Source organism: Mycobacterium sp. URHB0044, assembly GCF_000620625.1.
Taxonomy (GTDB): domain Bacteria; phylum Actinomycetota; class Actinomycetes; order Mycobacteriales; family Mycobacteriaceae; genus Mycobacterium.
Genome location: NZ_JIAW01000020.1, coordinates 116,814 through 135,834 on the forward strand (window position 1 = coordinate 116,814; position 19,021 = coordinate 135,834).

Annotated in this window: 22 protein-coding genes; 12 read left to right on the top strand and 10 right to left on the bottom strand. The window is 64.6% G+C overall.

Annotated elements, in window-relative coordinates; all coding sequences use genetic code 11:
• Positions 1-6 precede the first annotated feature (6 nt).
• The 8 genes from N536_RS0129230 (at position 7) to N536_RS0129265 (ending at position 6,320) form a co-directional block, all read left to right on the top strand.
• The gene (locus N536_RS0129230; RefSeq protein WP_231514670.1) at positions 7-1,557 is read left to right on the top strand and encodes a recombinase family protein; all 1,551 of its coding nucleotides are present in this window, start codon (positions 7-9) and stop codon (positions 1,555-1,557) included.
• Positions 1,558-1,589: 32 nt separating this feature from the next.
• Complete coding sequence (locus N536_RS0129235; RefSeq protein ID WP_155948782.1) at positions 1,590-1,871, top strand: hypothetical protein; 282 nt, start codon at positions 1,590-1,592, stop codon at positions 1,869-1,871.
• 153 nt (positions 1,872-2,024) lie between these two features.
• A complete protein-coding gene (locus N536_RS42380) occupies positions 2,025-2,201 on the top strand; it encodes a hypothetical protein (RefSeq protein WP_155948783.1) in 177 nt (58 codons plus the stop codon).
• Positions 2,202-3,024: 823 nt separating this feature from the next.
• Entirely contained in the window at positions 3,025-3,165 is a 141-nt protein-coding gene (locus N536_RS42385) for a hypothetical protein (protein WP_155948784.1), read from the top strand.
• Complete coding sequence (locus tag N536_RS42390) at positions 3,162-4,037, top strand: hypothetical protein (protein WP_155948785.1); 876 nt, start codon at positions 3,162-3,164, stop codon at positions 4,035-4,037. Before N536_RS42385 ends, N536_RS42390 begins: the two co-directional genes overlap by 4 nt.
• A gap of 473 nt (positions 4,038-4,510) precedes the next feature.
• Positions 4,511-4,951 carry a hypothetical protein gene (locus N536_RS39815; protein ID WP_081809434.1) on the top strand — a complete coding sequence of 147 codons (441 nt, stop codon included), beginning with the start codon at positions 4,511-4,513 and terminating at the stop codon, positions 4,949-4,951.
• 145 nt (positions 4,952-5,096) lie between these two features.
• Positions 5,097-5,936, top strand: coding sequence for a phage major capsid protein (locus N536_RS0129260; protein WP_029116863.1), 840 nt, complete (start codon positions 5,097-5,099; stop codon positions 5,934-5,936).
• A 78-nt stretch (positions 5,937-6,014) separates the two neighbouring features.
• Positions 6,015-6,320, top strand: coding sequence for a hypothetical protein (locus tag N536_RS0129265; protein ID WP_155948786.1), 306 nt, complete (start codon positions 6,015-6,017; stop codon positions 6,318-6,320).
• Positions 6,321-6,589: 269 nt separating this feature from the next.
• Here the strand turns inward: N536_RS0129265 and N536_RS41865 are convergent, their stop codons facing one another.
• Entirely contained in the window at positions 6,590-6,790 is a 201-nt protein-coding gene (locus N536_RS41865) for a helix-turn-helix transcriptional regulator (RefSeq protein WP_029116865.1), read from the bottom strand.
• Between the two features lie 58 nt (positions 6,791-6,848).
• The gene (locus N536_RS41870) at positions 6,849-7,094 is read right to left on the bottom strand and encodes a hypothetical protein (RefSeq protein ID WP_036438041.1); all 246 of its coding nucleotides are present in this window, start codon (positions 7,092-7,094) and stop codon (positions 6,849-6,851) included.
• A gap of 532 nt (positions 7,095-7,626) precedes the next feature.
• On the opposite strand from N536_RS41870, the gene N536_RS0129280 reads away from it, so the two are divergent.
• Positions 7,627-7,815: a hypothetical protein gene (locus N536_RS0129280; RefSeq protein ID WP_231514671.1), complete on the top strand. Its 189-nt coding sequence runs from the start codon at positions 7,627-7,629 to the stop codon at positions 7,813-7,815.
• 265 nt (positions 7,816-8,080) lie between these two features.
• Here the strand turns inward: N536_RS0129280 and N536_RS42395 are convergent, their stop codons facing one another.
• From N536_RS42395 to N536_RS0129305, 3 genes are all read right to left on the bottom strand, one after another.
• Complete coding sequence (locus tag N536_RS42395) at positions 8,081-8,788, bottom strand: hypothetical protein (RefSeq protein ID WP_155948787.1); 708 nt, start codon at positions 8,786-8,788, stop codon at positions 8,081-8,083.
• 228 nt (positions 8,789-9,016) lie between these two features.
• Positions 9,017-9,703 carry a hypothetical protein gene (locus tag N536_RS0129300; protein WP_029116870.1) on the bottom strand — a complete coding sequence of 229 codons (687 nt, stop codon included), beginning with the start codon at positions 9,701-9,703 and terminating at the stop codon, positions 9,017-9,019.
• 277 nt (positions 9,704-9,980) lie between these two features.
• A complete protein-coding gene (locus N536_RS0129305) occupies positions 9,981-10,250 on the bottom strand; it encodes a DUF1883 domain-containing protein (protein ID WP_029116871.1) in 270 nt (89 codons plus the stop codon).
• A gap of 465 nt (positions 10,251-10,715) precedes the next feature.
• Between N536_RS0129305 and N536_RS42400 the strand changes: the two genes are divergently transcribed.
• A complete protein-coding gene (locus N536_RS42400) occupies positions 10,716-10,856 on the top strand; it encodes a hypothetical protein (RefSeq protein WP_155948788.1) in 141 nt (46 codons plus the stop codon).
• 14 nt (positions 10,857-10,870) lie between these two features.
• On the opposite strand, the gene N536_RS0129315 is transcribed toward N536_RS42400, so the two are convergent.
• From N536_RS0129315 to ssd, 4 genes are read right to left on the bottom strand one after another with little or no spacing between them, the layout of a single operon-like run.
• On the bottom strand, positions 10,871-11,452 hold the full coding sequence (locus N536_RS0129315; protein ID WP_029116872.1) for a type II secretion system F family protein: 582 nt from the start codon (positions 11,450-11,452) through the stop codon (positions 10,871-10,873).
• On the bottom strand, positions 11,449-12,231 hold the full coding sequence (locus N536_RS0129320; RefSeq protein ID WP_029116873.1) for a type II secretion system F family protein: 783 nt from the start codon (positions 12,229-12,231) through the stop codon (positions 11,449-11,451). The genes N536_RS0129315 and N536_RS0129320 overlap by 4 nt, the downstream gene beginning before the upstream one ends.
• Positions 12,228-13,394, bottom strand: a complete 1,167-nt coding sequence (locus N536_RS0129325) for a TadA family conjugal transfer-associated ATPase (RefSeq protein WP_029116874.1) — start codon at positions 13,392-13,394, stop codon at positions 12,228-12,230. The genes N536_RS0129320 and N536_RS0129325 overlap by 4 nt, the downstream gene beginning before the upstream one ends.
• Positions 13,391-14,458: a septum site-determining protein Ssd gene (gene ssd / locus N536_RS0129330; protein WP_029116875.1), complete on the bottom strand. Its 1,068-nt coding sequence runs from the start codon at positions 14,456-14,458 to the stop codon at positions 13,391-13,393. Before ssd ends, N536_RS0129325 begins: the two co-directional genes overlap by 4 nt.
• Positions 14,459-14,885: 427 nt before the next feature.
• Between ssd and N536_RS0129335 the strand changes: the two genes are divergently transcribed.
• On the top strand, positions 14,886-15,758 hold the full coding sequence (locus N536_RS0129335) for an HAD-IB family hydrolase (protein ID WP_029116876.1): 873 nt from the start codon (positions 14,886-14,888) through the stop codon (positions 15,756-15,758).
• A 422-nt stretch (positions 15,759-16,180) separates the two neighbouring features.
• Here the strand turns inward: N536_RS0129335 and N536_RS0129340 are convergent, their stop codons facing one another.
• The gene (locus tag N536_RS0129340) at positions 16,181-16,927 is read right to left on the bottom strand and encodes a hypothetical protein (RefSeq protein ID WP_029116877.1); all 747 of its coding nucleotides are present in this window, start codon (positions 16,925-16,927) and stop codon (positions 16,181-16,183) included.
• Between the two features lie 127 nt (positions 16,928-17,054).
• Here N536_RS0129340 and acs point away from each other — a divergent pair, with 127 nt between their 5' ends.
• Positions 17,055-19,019: an acetate--CoA ligase gene (acs, locus tag N536_RS0129345; protein WP_029116878.1), complete on the top strand. Its 1,965-nt coding sequence runs from the start codon at positions 17,055-17,057 to the stop codon at positions 19,017-19,019.
• Positions 19,020-19,021: the final 2 nt, after the last annotated feature.

The following is a 19,021-nucleotide window of genomic DNA, read 5'->3' on the forward strand; positions in this document are numbered from 1 at the left end:
ACACCCGTGCCCAGAGCGTTAATCGCGGTCCGACTCTCCAGAGTCACCGAAGCTACTACCTCACCCGAGCGCCAGCTTGAGAAATGCCGGGAGTTGTGCGACCAGCGGGGCTACGAGGTGGCCGGCGTAGCCGAAGATCTTGACGTGTCAGCCGGTCGGACAACGCCGTTCAATCGTCCTCAACTCGGGGACTGGCTGACCAACCGTGTTGGAGAGTTCGACGTTCTGGTGTTCTTCAGGGCCGACCGGATCGTCCGCAGGCTGTTCGACCTCGCAGACCTCATCAGTTGGAGCCGTGAGCATTCCATCACGCTGGTGAGCGCCACCGAATCTCACTTTGACTTGTCCTCCGAATGGGGCGACATCATCGCGTTGATGATCGGCAAGGTTGCCGAAATGGAACTGACTGCAATCTCCGACCGCAACGCTTCGGCAGCACAGCACAACATCCGCGCCGGCAAGTATCGCGGCGGCATCCCGCCGTGGGGCTATCTGCCATCGGACGCCGATGGCACATGGAGATTCGTTCAGGACCCGGAACAGGTCCCGGTGATCAACGAGGTTGCCGCCCGCGTGCTGGCCGGTGAGCCGCTGCGGGCGGTTGCCCACGATCTGACCAGCCGAGGGGTTCTCACCCCGAAGGATCGGTTTGCGCAGACCCAGGGCCGAGAGGTCAAGGGCTACGCGTGGCATTCCGGCCCCCTGAAGCGATCCCTAACGTCCCCAACGCTTCTCGGGCACGTCGTTACCCGTGGCGAGGTTGTCCGAACAGACGACGGCTCTCCCGTCGTCCGTGCGGAACCGATCCTCACCCGTGAGGTATTCGACCGTTTGGCAGTAGAACTGGCCGACCGAGAGAACCGCAAGGAACCGACCAAGCGCAGCACCGGGCTATTGCTCCGCGTGATCTTTTGCGGAGTGTGCGGGGAGCCTGCGTATCGACTCAAGGGCGGCGAAGGTCGATCGCCTCGGTATCGGTGCGCCTCGGCTCAGTACGAGTCCAGCGACAAAGCCAAGGACACAGCCAACAAGCGGCACAGGTGCGGCAACGGCTCGGTATCTCTAGCCGATGCCGACGAGATCCTGACCGAGAGCCTTCTAGACCTACTCGGGGACTCCGAACGGCTAGAGCGGGAGTGGGATTCAGGGTCGGATCACTCTGTGGAGTTGACCGAGATCAATGACACGTTGACCGATCTCACCGGCCTACTCGGTTCCGGGGTTTACCGCGCCGGGACTCCCCAGCGGATCACTCTGGACCAGCGCATCGCGGGCCTTGCTGCTCGTCAGGCTGAACTCTCCGCTGAGACCATCGAACCCGCTGGGTGGACGTGGCAGCCAACCGGGGAGCAGTTCGGCGAGTGGTGGACCGAGCAGGGCATCGAGAGTCGCAACGTCTGGCTCCGGTCGATGGGCGTACGGCTCACGTTCGACAACCCGAACGGTGTCGTGGCTTGGCACATAGACCTCGGAGACCTTCAACGATTCGAGGAACAACTCCGCTTCGGCAAATCCGCGAAGCGTGCAGTACGTCAGATCACAAAGGGGGGAAAATGAACATGCCAGAGGTCAATACCGCCGAATGGCTCATGGCCATCGACGCACACCCGAACTTCTTCGACAACTCACTACTTGTCGCTTTGGCGTTGACCAACGGCGAAACGACGGTGGACGGCTTGGACCAGGAGCTCGTTGACGACGAGATTGAGGAGCTGATCGCACACGGGTTCCTCGAAGACGAGTTCTCGGTCGAGTGGTCGCCGGATTCGACGGAGCACTCATTGAGGCTCAGGTTCCCAGTCGGACACACAGACCTCAGCGGATACACCTGGCCGGCGTCCCTGGAGCCGCCTTCAACGACGACACCGTGACTTTGACCGGGGAGTGATCTCCCGTCACAGGGTTGGGGAAACACGAAGATACTCGGCTACCTATGGGAGCGGTAAAGACGAATGGGGCCCATGACGCCCCGGCTTTGTCATTCCCCACACCCCGAACCCGTCAGCAGAGGTAGGAATAACGGCATGGGAGACGAGAGCAGCGACAAAATGGGTGACGCAGTCGATGCCCTGTTGAGGCACCTGGACGATCCCGCAGAGCCGGGGCCAAAGCCGATTAGGGCGAAGGCACAGGGCGATGTGGTCATCAACCAAGATGTCGATGGCACCTCCACAGCCACGTTCTTTCCTGCCGACCAGTGAGTTGTGATGTGCGTCACAGATATAGGCGTCTAGGGGGGAAACGAGAAAATACCCACCTACTACATATGGGGATAGGGCGCCGGAAAGCGTCCGCCTAGCGTTTTACGTAGTCGCAGGTAGAGACGTTATCCAATAACGACACGGTAACGATTAGTTCCGCGACACGCGGTACAAACGCTGGACAATGAAAAAGCGCACCTACTACATAAGGGGAGGGTGAAGCGGTAGGACCTCCGGTCGGTTCGGCGGATTTCCAAAAACTCCCATGTACAACAGGGTGAAGGGGTAAAGCGGTAGAGCCTCACGGCTCCCGACGCCCCTTTCCGCATGATCTTGGCGTGCTGCTCCGGGTAGCCGAGAGCGCCACCAACCCTTAGCAGGTCGCCTACCTACTCCCGGGTTGGCCTGCTTCGGATTTCCCGTGGGTCACTCCCCGGGTGGGGTCGGGCGACGAGGGGTCGTCGTCCCAAAGGCATTACCGATGAGAACCGTCCCGGTGTGATGACCGGGACGGCTCTCTCTTTTACCCAAACACAGATAGCCACAGCCCATGAAAGGGGTAGCACCGATGGCCGCTCATGCATGTACCCGCCACATTCACCGAGTCCCCAGCGATCGACGCCCTGATGGGCGTTGCGCCCACTGTCAACGAGAAGCGGCGAGGCGCTACGGCGCATCGTGCCGTGACGCCCGTAGACGGCTCATGGCGTTAGAAGCAGCACTAGCCGGCTGAGCCCCCTTAAACCCAAACCCGACCCGCCAGCGTCCCGCTGAGCGGGTTTTTTACTGCGTCCTGGAGACGCACGACACCGAGAGGTAACCGATGAATACATCGTTTGACGACTGGCCGATCGAGGCTCAGGTCGAGGTTCAGAAGCTACGCGCTGAGTGCGCGAAGCATCGGATCGACCGGAACAAGGCCCGCGCCGAGCTGGCCGCGCTCAGGGCTGAAGTGGGCAAGTGACGCTCTCCAAGCTCGAATGGCTCAAGCGCACCAACGGACATCGGTTCGCCGGATCAGAGCTTCGCGTACTGCTGTCGATCTACAACCACTCCGGTGCGGACGGCAAGCGGTCGCACCCCGGCATCGACGTGATGATCGAGGAGACCGGCTACCGCAAGTCTGGTATCTCAGAAGCCGTGACGGCGCTCAAGGAGCGCGGGTGGATTCATGAGGTGTACCGAGGCAACGGACGAGCGAGGCAATCGTCAGTATTCGAGCTCGTCCCCGACGCACCGAATCCCGATCACCGATGCTCGTCTCGTTCGTGCTCGACTTGCTCCAATGGTTCCGCTCTAGCGGAACCTTTGAGTGATGCCAATGGTTCCGGTACAGCGGAACTATTGAGCCCCAATGGTTCCGGTTTTGCGCCCAATGGTTCCGCTCCAGCGGGTCCCATAGTTCCGCTCCAGCGGTCACCATCAGATCCTGTATCAGATCCTAAAGGATCAGATCCTGTAGACGAGCTTGCTCGTCCATCAGATCCGAGAGAGGTTCGGTATTCACCGAACCATCAAGTGGATTCTGTCGAGACAGCTTCGCGGTCTCTCCCATCGAGGGAAGAAGAAATGAACCGTACCGATTCAACCGATCGCCGTGTGGCCACGGCTCATCCCGATGATCCATTCGCCGACTCATCCGAGTCGGCTCTTGATCTTCCATTCATCAAAACCGAACCGGCAACCCTCGCGGACGAGGGTTGGAGTGACGACCTGTTCGTCAATGCCGACTATGTCAGCGTCACTCGTTGGCCATCGGGCAAGCCCTTGCCCGATCTGCGTGACCCGTTCACCACGTACGTGGACGAGACGACAGGCGAACCGATAACCACTTGAGACCGAGCACCACAACCACGCCCGCCAGCGTCCTGCCGGCGGGCTTTGTCGTTTCACAAAGGGAGAACACGCCATGCACGAAGACCCAATCTTGCGAGACCTAGAGACCGTGCTGGAGCGCGGAGGGCACGAAGCAACGTGGCAGGTCGACCTAGACCGAGCAGCCGTACAGCTCGGATCACCGGGCATCTATGACGGAATGGTGATTTCGCAGTGGAGCCACGAATGACTGACGCGGCCAGCGGAGCTGGACCGCTCTGGCGGGCTACCGCACCGCCTGACGCTGACCGCGAGGCAGCGTTCCAGCGGTGCCTCGAAACGACGGTTGCGTACTTCGCCGCTGTCGAGGCCAACGGAGATACGCCGTGGTTCAACTCGATAGGGGAACGACGCGAGTTGTTCATGCGCCGATTCCAGCGACCAGCCCCACCCGCTGATATGCCCGCACCGCGCAACCTAAAGGAACTAACAGCATGACCGACCAGGCACCAGGGGAAACCCCATTAGAGGCCCCCAGCGTCCACGTAGACGCGCCGGAGGGTACTCCCAGCGGTGATGACACCCCCAAGCAGAACAAAGAGGCCCGGTACCGTGTGGAAAGAAACGAGGCACGCACCGAGCGGGACTTACTCGCTGCGAGGGTTGCGTCATTTCAGAACCGAGAGGTGGAAAGGCTCGCGGCCAACCATCTCAGCGCGCCGGCCGATCTGCTGACGCTGGGAGGCGTGGCGCTCGCTGACCTGTTGGACGACGACGGGGACATCGACCCCGAGCTGGTCGCTGCCGTGGCCGCTGAGGTTCTGGCCTCACGTCCCGGTCTCAGTCCGCGTGTGTTGGCGACGGACCCCACTCAGGGCCGGGGCAACACGGCGGTTCGTTCCTTGCCGACGTTCCAAGACCTACTCCAGTCTTGAGTGCTTCCCGCCATCCGTGATGGCTCTGCACTCGCAGTAAGCGTCTGTGACGCAACTAGATCCGATCCGTGATCGGTTCTTCCCAATCCAATAACGGCCCCGGCATCTAAGCCAGGGGCCATTCGTGTCTGAAAGGACAATTCACATGGCAGTAACCAACTCCAGTCTTCAGGCGGCGTGGACCCCTGACGACTATGGAAAGCTCATCGACATCGTCATCGCTGAGAAGTCGATTGCGTTCCGGGCGGGTACCAAGATCATGACGGGCGCGGAGACGATCCGCTTCCCGATGCTGACCGCCGATCCGGCTTCCGGCTGGTACGCCGAGAACACTCAGATCAGCCTGACGGACCCGACGACCAATGAACTGGTCATCGTGCCGAAGAAGGTCGCCGCTCTCAACCAGACGAGCAACGAAGCTGCTGAGGACTCGAATCCGGCTGTGGCAGATCAGATCGGTCGGGCAATCGCCCGCTCGATCGCCAAGAAGGTCGACGCGGCGTTCTTCGCCAACACCACCACGAACGGCCCTAGTGGCTTGCTGTCGCTGACGGGTATCAACGTCGTCGACACCGGGACCATCACGTTGACCTCGCTTGACCCGTTCCATGAGGCGAAGGCAGCCGCACTCGCAGACGGCGCCGAGGTGTCTGTGTGGATTCTTGCTCCCGACGTGGCTCTCACGTTGTCGAAGGCCAAGCAGTTGACTTCGGGTTCGAACGTCGGCCTTCTGGACACCACCGGAGTAGCAGACGGAGTCACCCTCGCTGGTGTTCCCGTTCTGGTGAGCACCGACGTTGCAGCCGGCAACGCGTGGGGTCTCGACAGCTCTCAGGTGCTCGTCGTCCAGCGCACCGGTACCAAGATCACCAAGTCTGTTGATGCAGCGTTCGACTACGACGCCGTCCAGATCCGAGGTACCGCCCGTGTCGGCTTCGGATTCTCCAACGCCGCAGGCGTTGTCCGTCTGTACGACGCTCCGTGATCTAACCCCGGAGGCCCGGGGGACTCACACTCCCCGGGCCTTCCGGCCCGCCACCCCACACTCAGGAGAAAACACCACATGGACGATCAGCCAACGGGACAGCGCACCGGGCCGAAGTGTGCCCGGGAAGGGTGCCGCCGCAACGTATCCGTGAAGAGTCCTCTCGACACGTGCAGCCCGATGTGTCGCTGGGTCAACCAGGAGATGGGCAACGCCGAGCGCGTATGTACCGCGACTGGGGACACCCGGCACTGGCTGGCAGCGGTCGCACTCAACGACGCAGTGACCGAGTACTTCCGCAGTGACACTCGGGTCGGCAACACGGCCCGCAAGGTGGGCATGTCACACGATCAGTGGCGGGCGATCAAGCATGGCTCGCAGTGACCGACTACCCCGAACAGTTCAGACGCTCCGGTCAACGCCCCAATCGCAAGCGGCCTTCGAGCCGTAAACGGTGCGACCGGGACGGGTGTAGCCAACCAGCCAAGGCCGATCAAGCGAGGGTGCGACTCTTGCACGCGGCGGGCCGACCTACCCCGCGGGTACCTCGGTACTGCTCACCAGAGTGCAAGTCCGAGAGCGAGCGGACTTCCCTCGCTGCGAGACAGCAGGCGATGTTGGACCGCGCCATGATGCGACTCAAGCACGGCGAGCTAGCCTGACTTTCGCGGCCTACCGCCGCCAAAACCACGACCGGGCCGGGAGTCGTTCCAACGGTCGATGGTCTTGGGTAGCCATCCCCTCGTCGTGCCGATCAAGGCATCGGGCTCGGGGAGTCGATACCTGCCCAACGTGTCTGGCTTCACTCCGATCCGCTCAGCCAGTTCCGAACGGGACAGGTACCGAGTGGTCATCTGAGCACCATACGAAAGAACCCCTGACCCGAAGGCCAGGGGCTCATGGTCAGGCGGATCAACGGTTGACGGGAAGTGTCACAGCCTCACCCAGTTCAAGCCAGGTGTGGCCATCGTTGATCCACAGGCCAACCTGCCCGGGCTGATCAGAGCAGTCCTCCATAGCGCACACCGGGTAGTCAACGCCATCAACGGTCATGGTGACCGAGTCATCAGGCGAAGCGGAAGCAATGCCCGAACCAGCGAGAGCGGCGAAGGCGAGAGCAGCAAGGGCAAGAGCTGTGCGTGTTGCGGTCTGTGTCATGGCGATAACATTACACGCTCAACGTGTATCACGCAACTGTGCACACGTGAGCTGTGTGCGTCAGTCTCGCTGCAGCACAGGAGGAGTGGGGTACCCCGGGGGAGGAGGGGGTGCCTGGCAGTGGGTAGGGCGCAGGGGGGTAGGTGGGGTACCGGGTAGGGGTGCCCGGGGTAGGGGCACAGGGTTGGGTGCGGGTGCAGCCTGCCCGGGTTGCGACTCGGCTGTGCCGGCCTTGGGTGTGGGCCGTGGGTGCTGACCTGCGGGTACTGGCCCCCGGGTACCCCACGGGGGCACCCCTGCCCCCGCCCGCGCTGACCGCCAGGTAATGCGCCTGTGTCATCCGGTGAAGATTCGACAATGCTGATTTTTCAACTAAGCCGCAGGTCAGCGGCTAATTCACTGCTCAGAAAGGCACCCTCTAATGGTATCGAAACCGAGGATGCCCCGAGGTCTCGGAACCGAGGGTCAGAAGCTCTGGACAAGCGTCCTAGCCGAGTTCGAACCGGATCGTGAGCCGCACAAGCTCCGAATCTTGTTCGACGCCTGCAAGATTGCCGACTACGTCAAGCGACTCGATGACGAGGCGGGCAAGCAGCCGTTGACCGTGAAGGGATCTATGGGTCAGCAGGTGATCAACCCGATTATCGACAAAGCCATTACCGCCCGAGGTCAACTGGCGCAGTTGTTGTGCCGACTCAACTTCGCAACAGAGGACGACTGACATGGCATTGCCACCCACCCGGCGACGGAATCGACACATCACGACCAACGACCCTGCGGCCATAGCCGCCCGGCTGCCCAACGAACTCAGGACATTCGAGGTCTACAACGTGAACTACTTCCACGAACTCGGAGCTTGGCTCGAAAGTCACGCTCCCACTGCCGATGTGGAGCCATACAAAGTGGCCGAGGTAGTCGGAATCACGATTGCCGACTGGTACCGCTGGAGGCTGACCCGACCAACCATTCTGACTGAGCCCACGTCCTCAGCGGTCGTTGAGTCCTAGATCCGCCTTGGCGGCGTCAACGTACATCGTCGTCAGTTGATCCGTTGTCTTCGTGAGCAGAGCGACGTCATACGTGGGTAATGCGGTGTCTGCGGGTACGCCGACTAGGGCCTTGGCAAGCTTGTCCCTGTCGGGCTTCGGGTCTGGATAGCTGGCAATGACGATGTCGATGTTGGCGAGAATCGACTGGTAGAAGTCGTTGCGGTACCTGTCGCGAAGCGCACGGGCGTAGTTGATCACGTTTTGCGAGCTTGCTATCTCCGCGTTGGAGATGGCTTGATCCAACCCCGTGTAAGCCTCTTGCCACGAATTACCGCTGTACGGCGCATACGCGCTGCTGTCCCCATTCGGATTAGTGGTGTAGTAGGGGTTGTTGTAGCGGGAGGTAGTCGGCGCGTACTGGTAGGAAGTCGGCGCATATGGTTTGGCTTGATTAGTGCCAGGGGGATTCGCCGGGCCAGCAGTCCCCGGTACGCCCAATTGCTGAAACAAGCGTGATGCGATGCCGGCGGCGACTGCCGACGTTGAGAAGGTACCCGCGTTCTGTAACCGAGTCGCTTGTTGCAAGATCGTCGAATATTGGTCCCGTCGCTGATCGCGTCGGAACTGATCGACCGCTTGATCCTTCTGGGCTTGGATCGTCTGGCTATTGGTGAACCAACCGGCACCGAATGCGACAATCGCCACGATTATGGGGACCCACATGGGAATCCATACAGTTCTCCACCAGTCTCGTCGCGCATCAGCTGGTGGATCATCGGTCTGCTCTATCGGCCGCGTTGATGCCGTCCGCAAGCGTAGACGTTGCTGGCTTGGCCTCTTGGTACCCGCCTGCTGGCCCCCGTTGTCTGGCATGGCGGCACCATAGCAACGAAGTCATTCTGCGGAATACGGAACCAACTGACGGTTGAGTGCTTATGGCCGACCACGACGAGGGTCGGATTGGGTAAACCCACCCCGGTACCACGGCCGACCCCGACGCCATGCGTAGACCTTCCGCCGCAGCCCCGCATTGATGGAATGCGGTGGCCATTCGGCGGGCATCATGTGGGTGTCACGCAGGTTCATACAGCGACTAAAGGCGCGACGACGGATGTCCGCTCTGTCGAACGCTGGTCGCGCAACGTAGTCAGTCGGACAACCTCTCCTGATGAACCTTTCGCGCTCGAATGACGTGTGTCCGTAACTACGCCGCAAATTGGCAACCGCTAGGCAGGGCAAGACGAGCGAGCCCGGTAACACGTAGAGCATGAATATCTTTTCCGGCTGCGAGATGGCCTCAGAGGTAAAGGTCCCGACTCCCGAGACGACGAATCCCGCCCACCACGCAACAACGACAACCATCCAGACGAAACGACTCCACGGCGTAGGAATGTGATAGGCGGCGGCGGTCTTGTTCGCCAGCTTGTCGGCCCGAAGCAGCAGCACCTCTCGCTGACTCGCGTGCCGTTCCGCATCGAGCGCGTTGACCGTCTCCATGTGCTTGCGAAGTCGCCAAGCCCGATATCGAGCAAGACTCAGGGGCAAGCTGGCAACTGCCGCCCCGAGCCCGGCCATGCCAGTGACGATGGCCAGCGTTGCCTGCACCGTGCTCAACTGCACGGCCCCAATGTATCGCCGGGTCTGACAAGTGGCCTCGACTGACAACGTGTCGCTGTTCGATCTACCAGCAACGGCTGGTCAGCTACCCGTCACTGCTCGGCCCGGTCGGAGGTCGAGTGGCAACGCGACCGATACGCCATCGACGGAGCTGGACGACAGTTCAAGGCGTCCCCAAGGACCCGCTACGTCGATTACGTCATCGCGATCGTCGATAACACTGCTTGAAACAGAAAGACGGCACCCCCGCTGGGGAGGGTGCCGTCTTCTGGCTGGCAGTCTAGGCGGCGAGCACCTGGACGGCCGCCCGCCCACGGCCCTGGTAGCCGCCGTAGTCGACGACCACGTACCAGTGCCCGCCGTTCGGAACTTGAAGCGTCACCGGGGACGACTTGTAGTGCCCCCCGATGAAGCGGTGCTCCCGGCCAGCGGAGAACGAGCGGTAGTTCGAGCTGTCCAGCAGCCGCACGTTGGCGGCGTTGCCTTCGAGTTCGACGCGGACGACGGCGCCCTCGGGCTGTTGGCCGAGGTCCCAGTAGTTGTAGTTCACTTCGTAACTTTCTGTTGGTGCCGAAAGTACGACGCGAGTCCAAGGAATCGGTCAAGTTGCCATGCCGACGCTGCTTCGGTGTAACGTGATTGTGGCATCTTCGACAATGCACTCTCACGAAACCCTTAGCCCGGGGACTCAATCCCCCAGGCTGAGGGTTTCGTCTTTCGGTCGACTTGACACTACACCTAGGGGCCGACATTCAGAGGGCACACAAGATGTGCTAAACGACATTCTTGGAATTCGCAGGTAGAAAGCCGTGTTGGTCCCGAGTTTTCGGCGTGTCGGGTGTATGGGATCTGATGTGTCGCGTGGAACCGTACGAGTCCCAGCGGCGTCTAACCAGTCATGGACGACGACGAACGCGAAGCGACTCGCGCTGAAGGGCTCAATCCCGACGACCCCGCCGTACGAGCAGCGATAGACCTAGTGCGCTGGGAATTAGAACTACTACGGGTGTAATCGTTGACTATCGACTACTCCACCGTCGACATCCCGGCCTCGTCGACCGCGAGCATGGTCAACCGAACCTGCAACCGCCGAAAGACGTTGTTCACCTTCGTGTTCCTCCTCCTCGTGCCTCGCGGCATCTCCGCGAAGCGTTGACCTGACCGGCCCGGTCACCACACCCCCGACCGCAGCACGTCACCGGCCAGACCCACGACCACGGGGACGATGCCCAGGCAGAGGAAGGCCGGCAGGTAACAGAGTCCGAGCGGCCCGGCGATCAGGACTGACGCCCGCTCGGCAGCGGCCCGCGCATCGTCACCGGCATCGAGCCGGGACTGCTCGGCCAGTTCGGCGACGCCTCTCGCCAATGCCGTGCCCGATGACGCCGACCGTCGCGCGAGCCGCACCAGCGCCGTCAGCTGCGCATCGCCCCGCAGCGCGGGATCGGACCACGCGGTCGCCGGGTCGGCCCCGAGCGCAAGGAGATCCGCAGCGCGCACGAGGACACCGGCGAGGCGGTCCGGTGCCGACGGCCCGGTCGCCGCGGCGGCGCTGGCCACCGCCATCCCGGAGGTCAGACAGGCCGCGAAGACGTCGAGGCTGGACGCGACGGCGAGGGGATCCTGGGAGCGGTCGGACGGCACCGACCCCCGGCGTGCGGCTGTCGCATCCCGATTGAGCCGCTGCCCCGCCCGCGCCGAGCTACCGCTGATCAGCAGTGCCATGGCAAGCAGCAGCGCGGGCCAACTCACGCGAGCACCCGGTTGGTGATCCGGTCCGACCACGCCAGCCCGCAGCACGCCAGCGCGACGCCGACCACGAGCAGCCAGCCGCCGGGACCATCGGAGAAGAGGAAGCGCACGGGCCCGGCACCGATCAATTCGCCGAGGCCGACGCCCAGCAGTGGCAAGCCGGCCAGAATGAGCGCCGTCGCGCGAGCCCCGGCCATCCCCGCAGTCACCCGGGACGCGTAACGATCGCGCTCGACGACGTCGCGGTGCGCTGTGCGCATCAACGTCGCGATGGCGAGGCCGTGCGTCTGAGCCAGCTGCCAACACACCGACAGCCGCTCCCATTGCGCCGGCAGCATCGATTGCACCGCAACGGCTCTCAGTCCCGCGGCGACGTCGGCGCCAAGGCGCGCCCGCGCGGCCACCGCGCTCAGTTGACCGGCGACGGCGCCGTCGACCTCGGAAGCGGCGGTCTCGAAGGCCGCGATCGGGTGCGCACCGACACCCAGCTCACCAACCAGAACGGAGAGCGCACCCTGCAGTGCGGCGGATTCCTCGGCGCGACGGCTGCTGCGGACCGCCCGGCGCCGTCGCACGACCAACGTCGACGCGAGGATCGCGACGGCCAGCACGACGGTCACCGGCACGGCGAATACCAGTACGACGGCCGCCATCACACCGACGAGCATCAACGCCGAATCCGGCACCGCTCCCGCGATGCGCCGCTGCGTCAGCCGTCGCCTCGGTGTGCCCGGCGCCACCAACAGTGCCAGCGCGAGGCTGACCGCGGCGACGCTCACCGCCGGCCCCGCTGCGCGAGCAGATCACCCAACTGCGCCATGCCGTCGTCGAATCCGCGGTCTGCGTGCCACGCGGTGAGCGCCGCCACCAGCCCGTCGGCGCCGCGCCGGAGGACCGAGATCTCGGCCAGCTGCCGCCGTCCCCGACGATCCCGATTGACGTGCAGCAGCACCTGAACCGCAGCGGCGAGCTGGCTGTGCAGCGCCAACCGATCCAGCCCGCCGAGTGCCGCGAGCGCTTCCAGCCGCGCAGGCACCTCGGCCGGATTGTTCGCGTGCACGGTGCAGGCGCCCCCGTCGTGGCCGGTGTTGAGGGCCGCCAACAGGTCGACCACCTCCCCACCGCGCACTTCTCCGACGACGATCCGGTCGGGGCGCATCCGCAGGGCCTGCTTGACCAGATCCCGCACGGTCACCTCGCCGATGCCCTCGACGTTGGCGCAGCGGGCGATCAACCGGACCAGGTGCGGATGCCGCGGCGCGAGCTCCGGCGCGTCCTCCACGCACACGATGCGTTCCGCACCGGATACGGCGCCCAACGCGGCGGACAACAACGTCGTCTTGCCTGCGCCGGTGCCGCCCGAGACCAGGAACGCCAGCCGCGCACCGATGATGTCCTCGAGCAGTCCGAGCGCCTCGGCGGCAATGGCGCCGGAGCCGACGAGCGCGTCGAGGTCTTGGGTGGCCGGGCGCAACACCCGCAGTGACAGACAGGTTCCGTCGCCCGCGACCGGTGGGAGCACCGCGTGCAACCGCACTGTGAAGTCACCGGTCCCCAGACTCGTCAGCTGCCCGTCGACCCAGGGCTGCGCCTCATCGAGCCGCCGGCCGACCATCAGCGCCAGGCGTTGCGCAAGACGCCGCACGGCGGCTTCGTCGGCGAACCGAATCTGGCTGCGGCGCAATCCCTTCCCATCGTCGACCCACACGGAGTCGGGAGCGGTGACCAGCACGTCGGTGGTGCCGTCGGCGCGCAACAACGGCTCGAGGATGCCGGCACCGGTGAGTTCGGTCTGCAGGACCCGCAGGTTCCTCAGCACCTCGGTGTCGCCGAGGACGCCACCGGATTCCGCGCGGATGGCCGCGGCAACCACGTTCGGTCGCAGTGATGCCGATTCGGCCGCCAACCGCTCCCTGACGCGGTCGACGAGTGAGGTGTTCATGCCGCCAGTCCGACGTCGCCGGGCTGGGTGTGCACGACCTGCAGCACCCGTCGCGCAGCCATGGCCAATGGGGAACGACGCCGCAGCCGCAGCCCGCCGTGCTCGAGCATCGTGGCCACGCCGGGCTGTGCGCGCATGGTGGCCAGCGTCGGCAATCCGACGATCCGTGCCACGTCGGCCGAACGCAGCCCGCCTGGCGACGGCCCGCGCACGACGAGCCCGACGTTGGGATTGGTCGCCGAGAGCCATTGGCCGGTGGCGGTCGTGGCGGCGCACGACCGCAGATCTGCGGGGGCGAGCAGAACCACCAGATCGGCGGCATCCAGCGCGGCCTCCACCGCGGCCGTAGTTCGCCGGGGCAGGTCACAGACAACTGTCGTTCCGCTGCGCCGACCCGCGTCGACGACCGCTCCGAGCGCCACGTCGTCGACCTCGCTATACGCGCGGCCGGCGGACAGCACGGTCACCCCGTCCCGCGTCGGGAGCGCGTCGCGCAGTGCCGCGTAGTCGAGCCGCCCACCCTGCAAGGCGAGGTCGGGCCAGCGCAGTCCCGCCTCGGACTCACCACCAAGTGCAAGATCGAGCCCGCCGCCCCACGGGTCGACGTCGACCAGCAACGCCGCGGGCGCGGCGAATGCTAGCGCCGTCGCGAACACCGACGCACCCGCGCCGCCACGTCCGCCGATCACGGCGAGAACTGCTCCGTGACGCTCCGCGCGGCGCGATTCCACAGCGCTGGACAGGTCGGCGACCAGATCCGCCTCCTGGTCCGGCAGGACGAGAACGCGCTGCACCCCGATCGCGATTGCCGCTTCCCATTGCGCGGAATGCGGTTCACCAGGCCCGACGAGGAACACCCGGGTTCGGCGGGGCAGGCCGAGTTCGGCACAGCGGCAGGCGGTTTCGACGTCCAGGATGACGGCCGAGGCGCTCTCCCAGACCCGTCGACTGGACGGCTGCGCTGCGTGGACGACGCGCACGCCGATGGCCGCACCGACCCGATCCACCGCACTGCGCACGTCCACGTCGGCGACCATGGCGAGGACCCCACCGCTCGTCTTCATCACCCCACTGTGGGTGTTGGGGACGACACATCGCTACCGCCGCGACGGCATCTGTGGATGAAGTCGGATCTGTGGATGAAGGGGCTCGCCGAGCGTACGGAAACGTCGTTCCGCAACTAATCGGCCGACCGGACCGCGGTACGCGTGTACCGGGACGGAATTGAGAATTGATTGACCCCAGAAAAGGGACGACCCCCGCCAGGGGGGGAGGAGGCGGAGGTCGTCGTGTATCAGCCCCGGGGGGTCGGGCTGATGCACACTCGGCCATAAGCCGAGTAATGCTCACTATACACACGCGGAAGCAGGGCGGTGCAAGTCATAGTTCAGGCTGCGACAACCCTGTGACCTGGAAAGTTGCAGCAACGGACAGGTGTCATGGACTGCCACTTCCTGCGGGCCTTCGTCGTACGTCACGACGGCGCCCCTTATGCTGAGAACCGTGAGTGCATCCGACCCAGCGGCGGATGGCTCGCCGGCGTCGCGAACCGATGGCGCGACGGGCGTCCCCGTGCGGACCGCGGCGTTCTTCGATCTCGACAAGACGGTCATCGCAAAGTCGAGCACGTTGGCTTTCAGCAAACCGTTCTTCGACCAAGGGCTAATCAATCGCCAGGCGGTTTTGAAGTCCGCCTACGCGCAATTCCTGTTCCTGATGTCGGGCGCCGACCACGATCAGATGGACCGGATGCGGTCCTACATCACCACGATGTGTGCGGGCTGGAACGTCGAACAGGTGAAGTCGATCGTCGGCGAGACGCTGCACGAGATCGTCGACCCACTGGTATTCGCGGAGGCCGCGAACCTGATCGCCGACCACAAGCTATGTGGCCGCGACGTCGTCGTGGTGTCGGCCTCCGGTGAGGAGATCGTCGCTCCGATCGCCCGCGCGCTCGGCGCCACCCACGCGATGGCCACCCGGATGGTCGTCGAAGACGGCAAGTACACCGGCGAGGTGGCCTTCTACTGCTATGGCGAGGGCAAGGTCGAGGCAATCCAGGAGCTCGCCGCCCGCGAAGGCTACGCACTTGAACATTGCTATGCCTACTCGGATTCGATCACCGATCTGCCGATGCTCGAGGCCGTCGGCCATCCCACGGTCGTCAACCCCGATCGCGCGTTGCGCAAGGAGTCGGCGGCGCGAGGCTGGCCGGTGGTGACGTTCTCGCGGCCGGTGTCATTGCGTGACCGCCTCCCCGCCGCGCCGTCCGGCGCCGCCGTCGCCACCACCGTCGCGGTCGGGGCGAGTGCATTGGCCGCAGGGGCACTGACCTACTCACTGCTGCGGCGCTTCGTTCCCTGAGTCGCCTGAGTCCCCTACTGGCGGGTAGCTGTGAGCCGCGCCGTTACGTTCCGGCGACACTGCCGAATTGACACTTGATGTGACCGCGGTCACGGAGTACAAAGGAAGCACGGAAGCCTGGTGAGGCCAAGTTCGAGCCGGAAGAGAAGGCGCGAACTCCCGAGTCAGGCTACCTAGCACGGAACCTGGTACCCACGCGGAGCACATGCCGCGATAATGGCAAAAGTGTTGCGGGCCTGCGTAATTGCGAAAAGCGGACAACGACGACAACCCTTTGGGTGGGGTAGCAGTTGTAGCGCTTCTCAAAAACGCCGAGGCCATCCCACGCAACCCAACCGAGCACGCTTGGTAACCGGAGTCCGTGCTAGCGGGCGGCGAGCCGAACTAGTTTCGGGGCGTCGCCCGCTTCGTTTTGCTGGCAGTCATTCCGACGCCGCCTTGGCTATTGCCAACGCCTCTCGGGCACCTGCCTGCAATGCCGTACAACTCGCGACGATCCACGCCGCCAGGCCGTCGGGGGTTCCGGACTCGAACCCGCGCGCCGCGGCGCGATAGTCACCCGACTGGCGCATCCAGTAGATCTCTGGCACGCCGAGCCCATGCGGGTCCAGCCCGCTGGTGATGGTGATGAGTCGTGACACCGCGCGCGCGACCACGCCGTCGGCGACGCCGAACGGCGCCAGCGTGAGCAACTCACCATGCGCGACGGCCGCCAGCACCGCCGCCGGAACCTTCGTGCCTCCGGTGATGACGTCGCCGAGCAGCTCGAGGCGACGCCCGACGCCGGCGTCCGCCCGTGGCCTGCCCAGCCGGTCGTCCTCGGTCAGGTCGGACGCGGCCAACGCGTGCAGCCGGGCGATCGCCTGCAGCGGCGCACGCTGCCACACCCCGACCAACGAGGTCGCCCCGCCTTCCAGCGCCTCCGCGACCCGTAGTGCGCCGGCCAGCACGGGATCGGCGTCTTCCCCGGCGCGCAGCGTCAGCGATCCCCCATCCAACACCGACGATGCTCGCGCGGCCCGCACCGACGCCTCGGCCGCCGTCGTCGGCCAGCCTCTGAGATTGAACCGGTGCCGGTGTGCCCGACCGAGTGCCTCCCGGGCTTCCTCGCACGCCTCGACGACGCCGGGCAGCGCTGCCAACGGGGCGAGCGGATCGGAGTTGGACACGGATCCACACGCTAATCGCACCGCTGAACCCGTCTGCGGGCGCGTTCGTCGCGCGACGCCTGCCGCCCGTGGCCGACGGTGTGATTAGCCAACGTCCGTGCAACGTCAGGTGACTAGGCTCACGAATATGACAGATACGTCGGCGACGCATTCTCAGATCACCACCGCCTACCCTCCGTCGGCCGAATTCGCCGCGCAGGCGAACGCCAGCGCCGACCTGTACGACCAAGCCGAGAAGGACCGGTTGGCCTTCTGGGGCGAGCAGGCCAACCGACTGTCCTGGGAGACGCCGTTCACCGACGTCCTCGACTGGTCGGGCGCGCCGTTCGCCAAGTGGTTCGTCGGCGGCAAGCTCAACGTCGCGTACAACTGCGTCGACCGCCACGTCGAGGCAGGCAACGGCGACCGGGTGGCCATTCACTGGGAGGGTGAGCCGGTCGGCGACGCCCGCTCCATTACCTATGCCGAGTTGAAGGACGAGGTCTGCCAGGCCGCCAACGCGTTGACCGATCTCGGCCTCGTCGCGGGCGACCGGGTGGCGATCTACATGCCGATGGTGCCCGAGGCGATCGTGGCGATGCTGGCGTGCGCGCGCCTCGGCGTCATGCACTCGGTGGTGTTCGCGGGCTTCTCGGCAACCGCGCTCAAAGCGCGCATCGAGGACGCCGAGGCCAAGGTCGTCATCACCACCGACGGCCAGTACCGCCGGGGTAAGCCGGTGTCGCTGAAGGATGCCGTCGACGAAGCCGTGACGGGTCAGCCGTCCGTCACCAACGTCCTGGTGGTGCGCCGCACCGGAGTCGACGTGCCATGGACCGACGGCCGCGACCTGTGGTGGGACGAGACCGTCGCGTCGGCGTCCACCGAGCACACACCGGAGGCGTTCGACGCCGAGCACCCGCTGTTCCTGCTGTACACGTCGGGAACCACCGGCAAGCCCAAGGGCATCATGCACACCTCGGGCGGCTATCTGACCCAGTCGAGTTACACCCACTCATGCGTGTTCGACGTCAAGCCCGACACCGACGTGTACTGGTGCACCGCCGACATCGGCTGGGTCACCGGGCACACCTACATCGTGTACGGGCCGCTGTCCAACGGCGTGACGCAGGTGGTCTACGAAGGCACGCCCGCGTCGCCCGACGAGCACCGGCACTTCCAGGTCATCGAAAAGTACGGCGTCACAATCTATTACACGGCGCCGACCCTGGTCCGCACATTCATGAAGTGGGGCCGTCAGCTGCCCGCCGAGCACGACCTGTCGAGCCTGCGCCTACTGGGCTCGGTCGGCGAGCCGATCAACCCCGAAGCGTGGCGCTGGTACCGCATGGCGTTCGGCGGTGACAAGACCCCGATCGTCGACACCTGGTGGCAGACCGAGACCGGCGCCGCGATGATCGCACCGCTGCCCGGCGTCACCCATTGCAAGCCCGGATCGGCGATGCGCCCGCTGCCGGGGATCTCGGCCAAGATCGTCGACGATGACGGCAACCAACTGGACCCGGGCACCGACCACGGGGAACAGGCGAACGGCTACCTCGTGCTCGATCAGCCGTGGCCGGGCATGCTGCGTGGCATCTGGGGTGACCCCGAACGTTTCAAGGAGACCTATTGGTCGCGGTTCGCCGAACAGGGCTGGTACTTCGCCGGTGACGGCGCCCGCTACGACGCCGACGGAAACATCTGGGTGCTGGGCCGCATCGACGACGTGATGAACATTTCCGGCCACCGGATCTCGACGGCCGAGGTGGAGTCAGCGCTCGTCGGGCATTCCGGGGTTGCGGAGGCGGCCGTGGTGGGCGCCACCGATGACCAGACCGGCCAAGCCATCTGCGCCTTCGTCATCCTGAAGGCCCATCACGCCGACACCCCGCACGACCAGATGGTCGAAGAGTTGCGCGCCGAGGTGGCGCGCGAGATATCGCCGATCGCCAAGCCACGCGAGATCCACGTCGTGCCCGAACTGCCAAAGACCCGCAGTGGCAAGATCATGCGCCGCCTGCTGCGCGACGTCGCCGAAGGCCGCGAACTCGGCGACACCTCAACACTGGTGGACCCCAGCGTCTTCGAAGCAATCAGAGCCAGCAAGTAGCC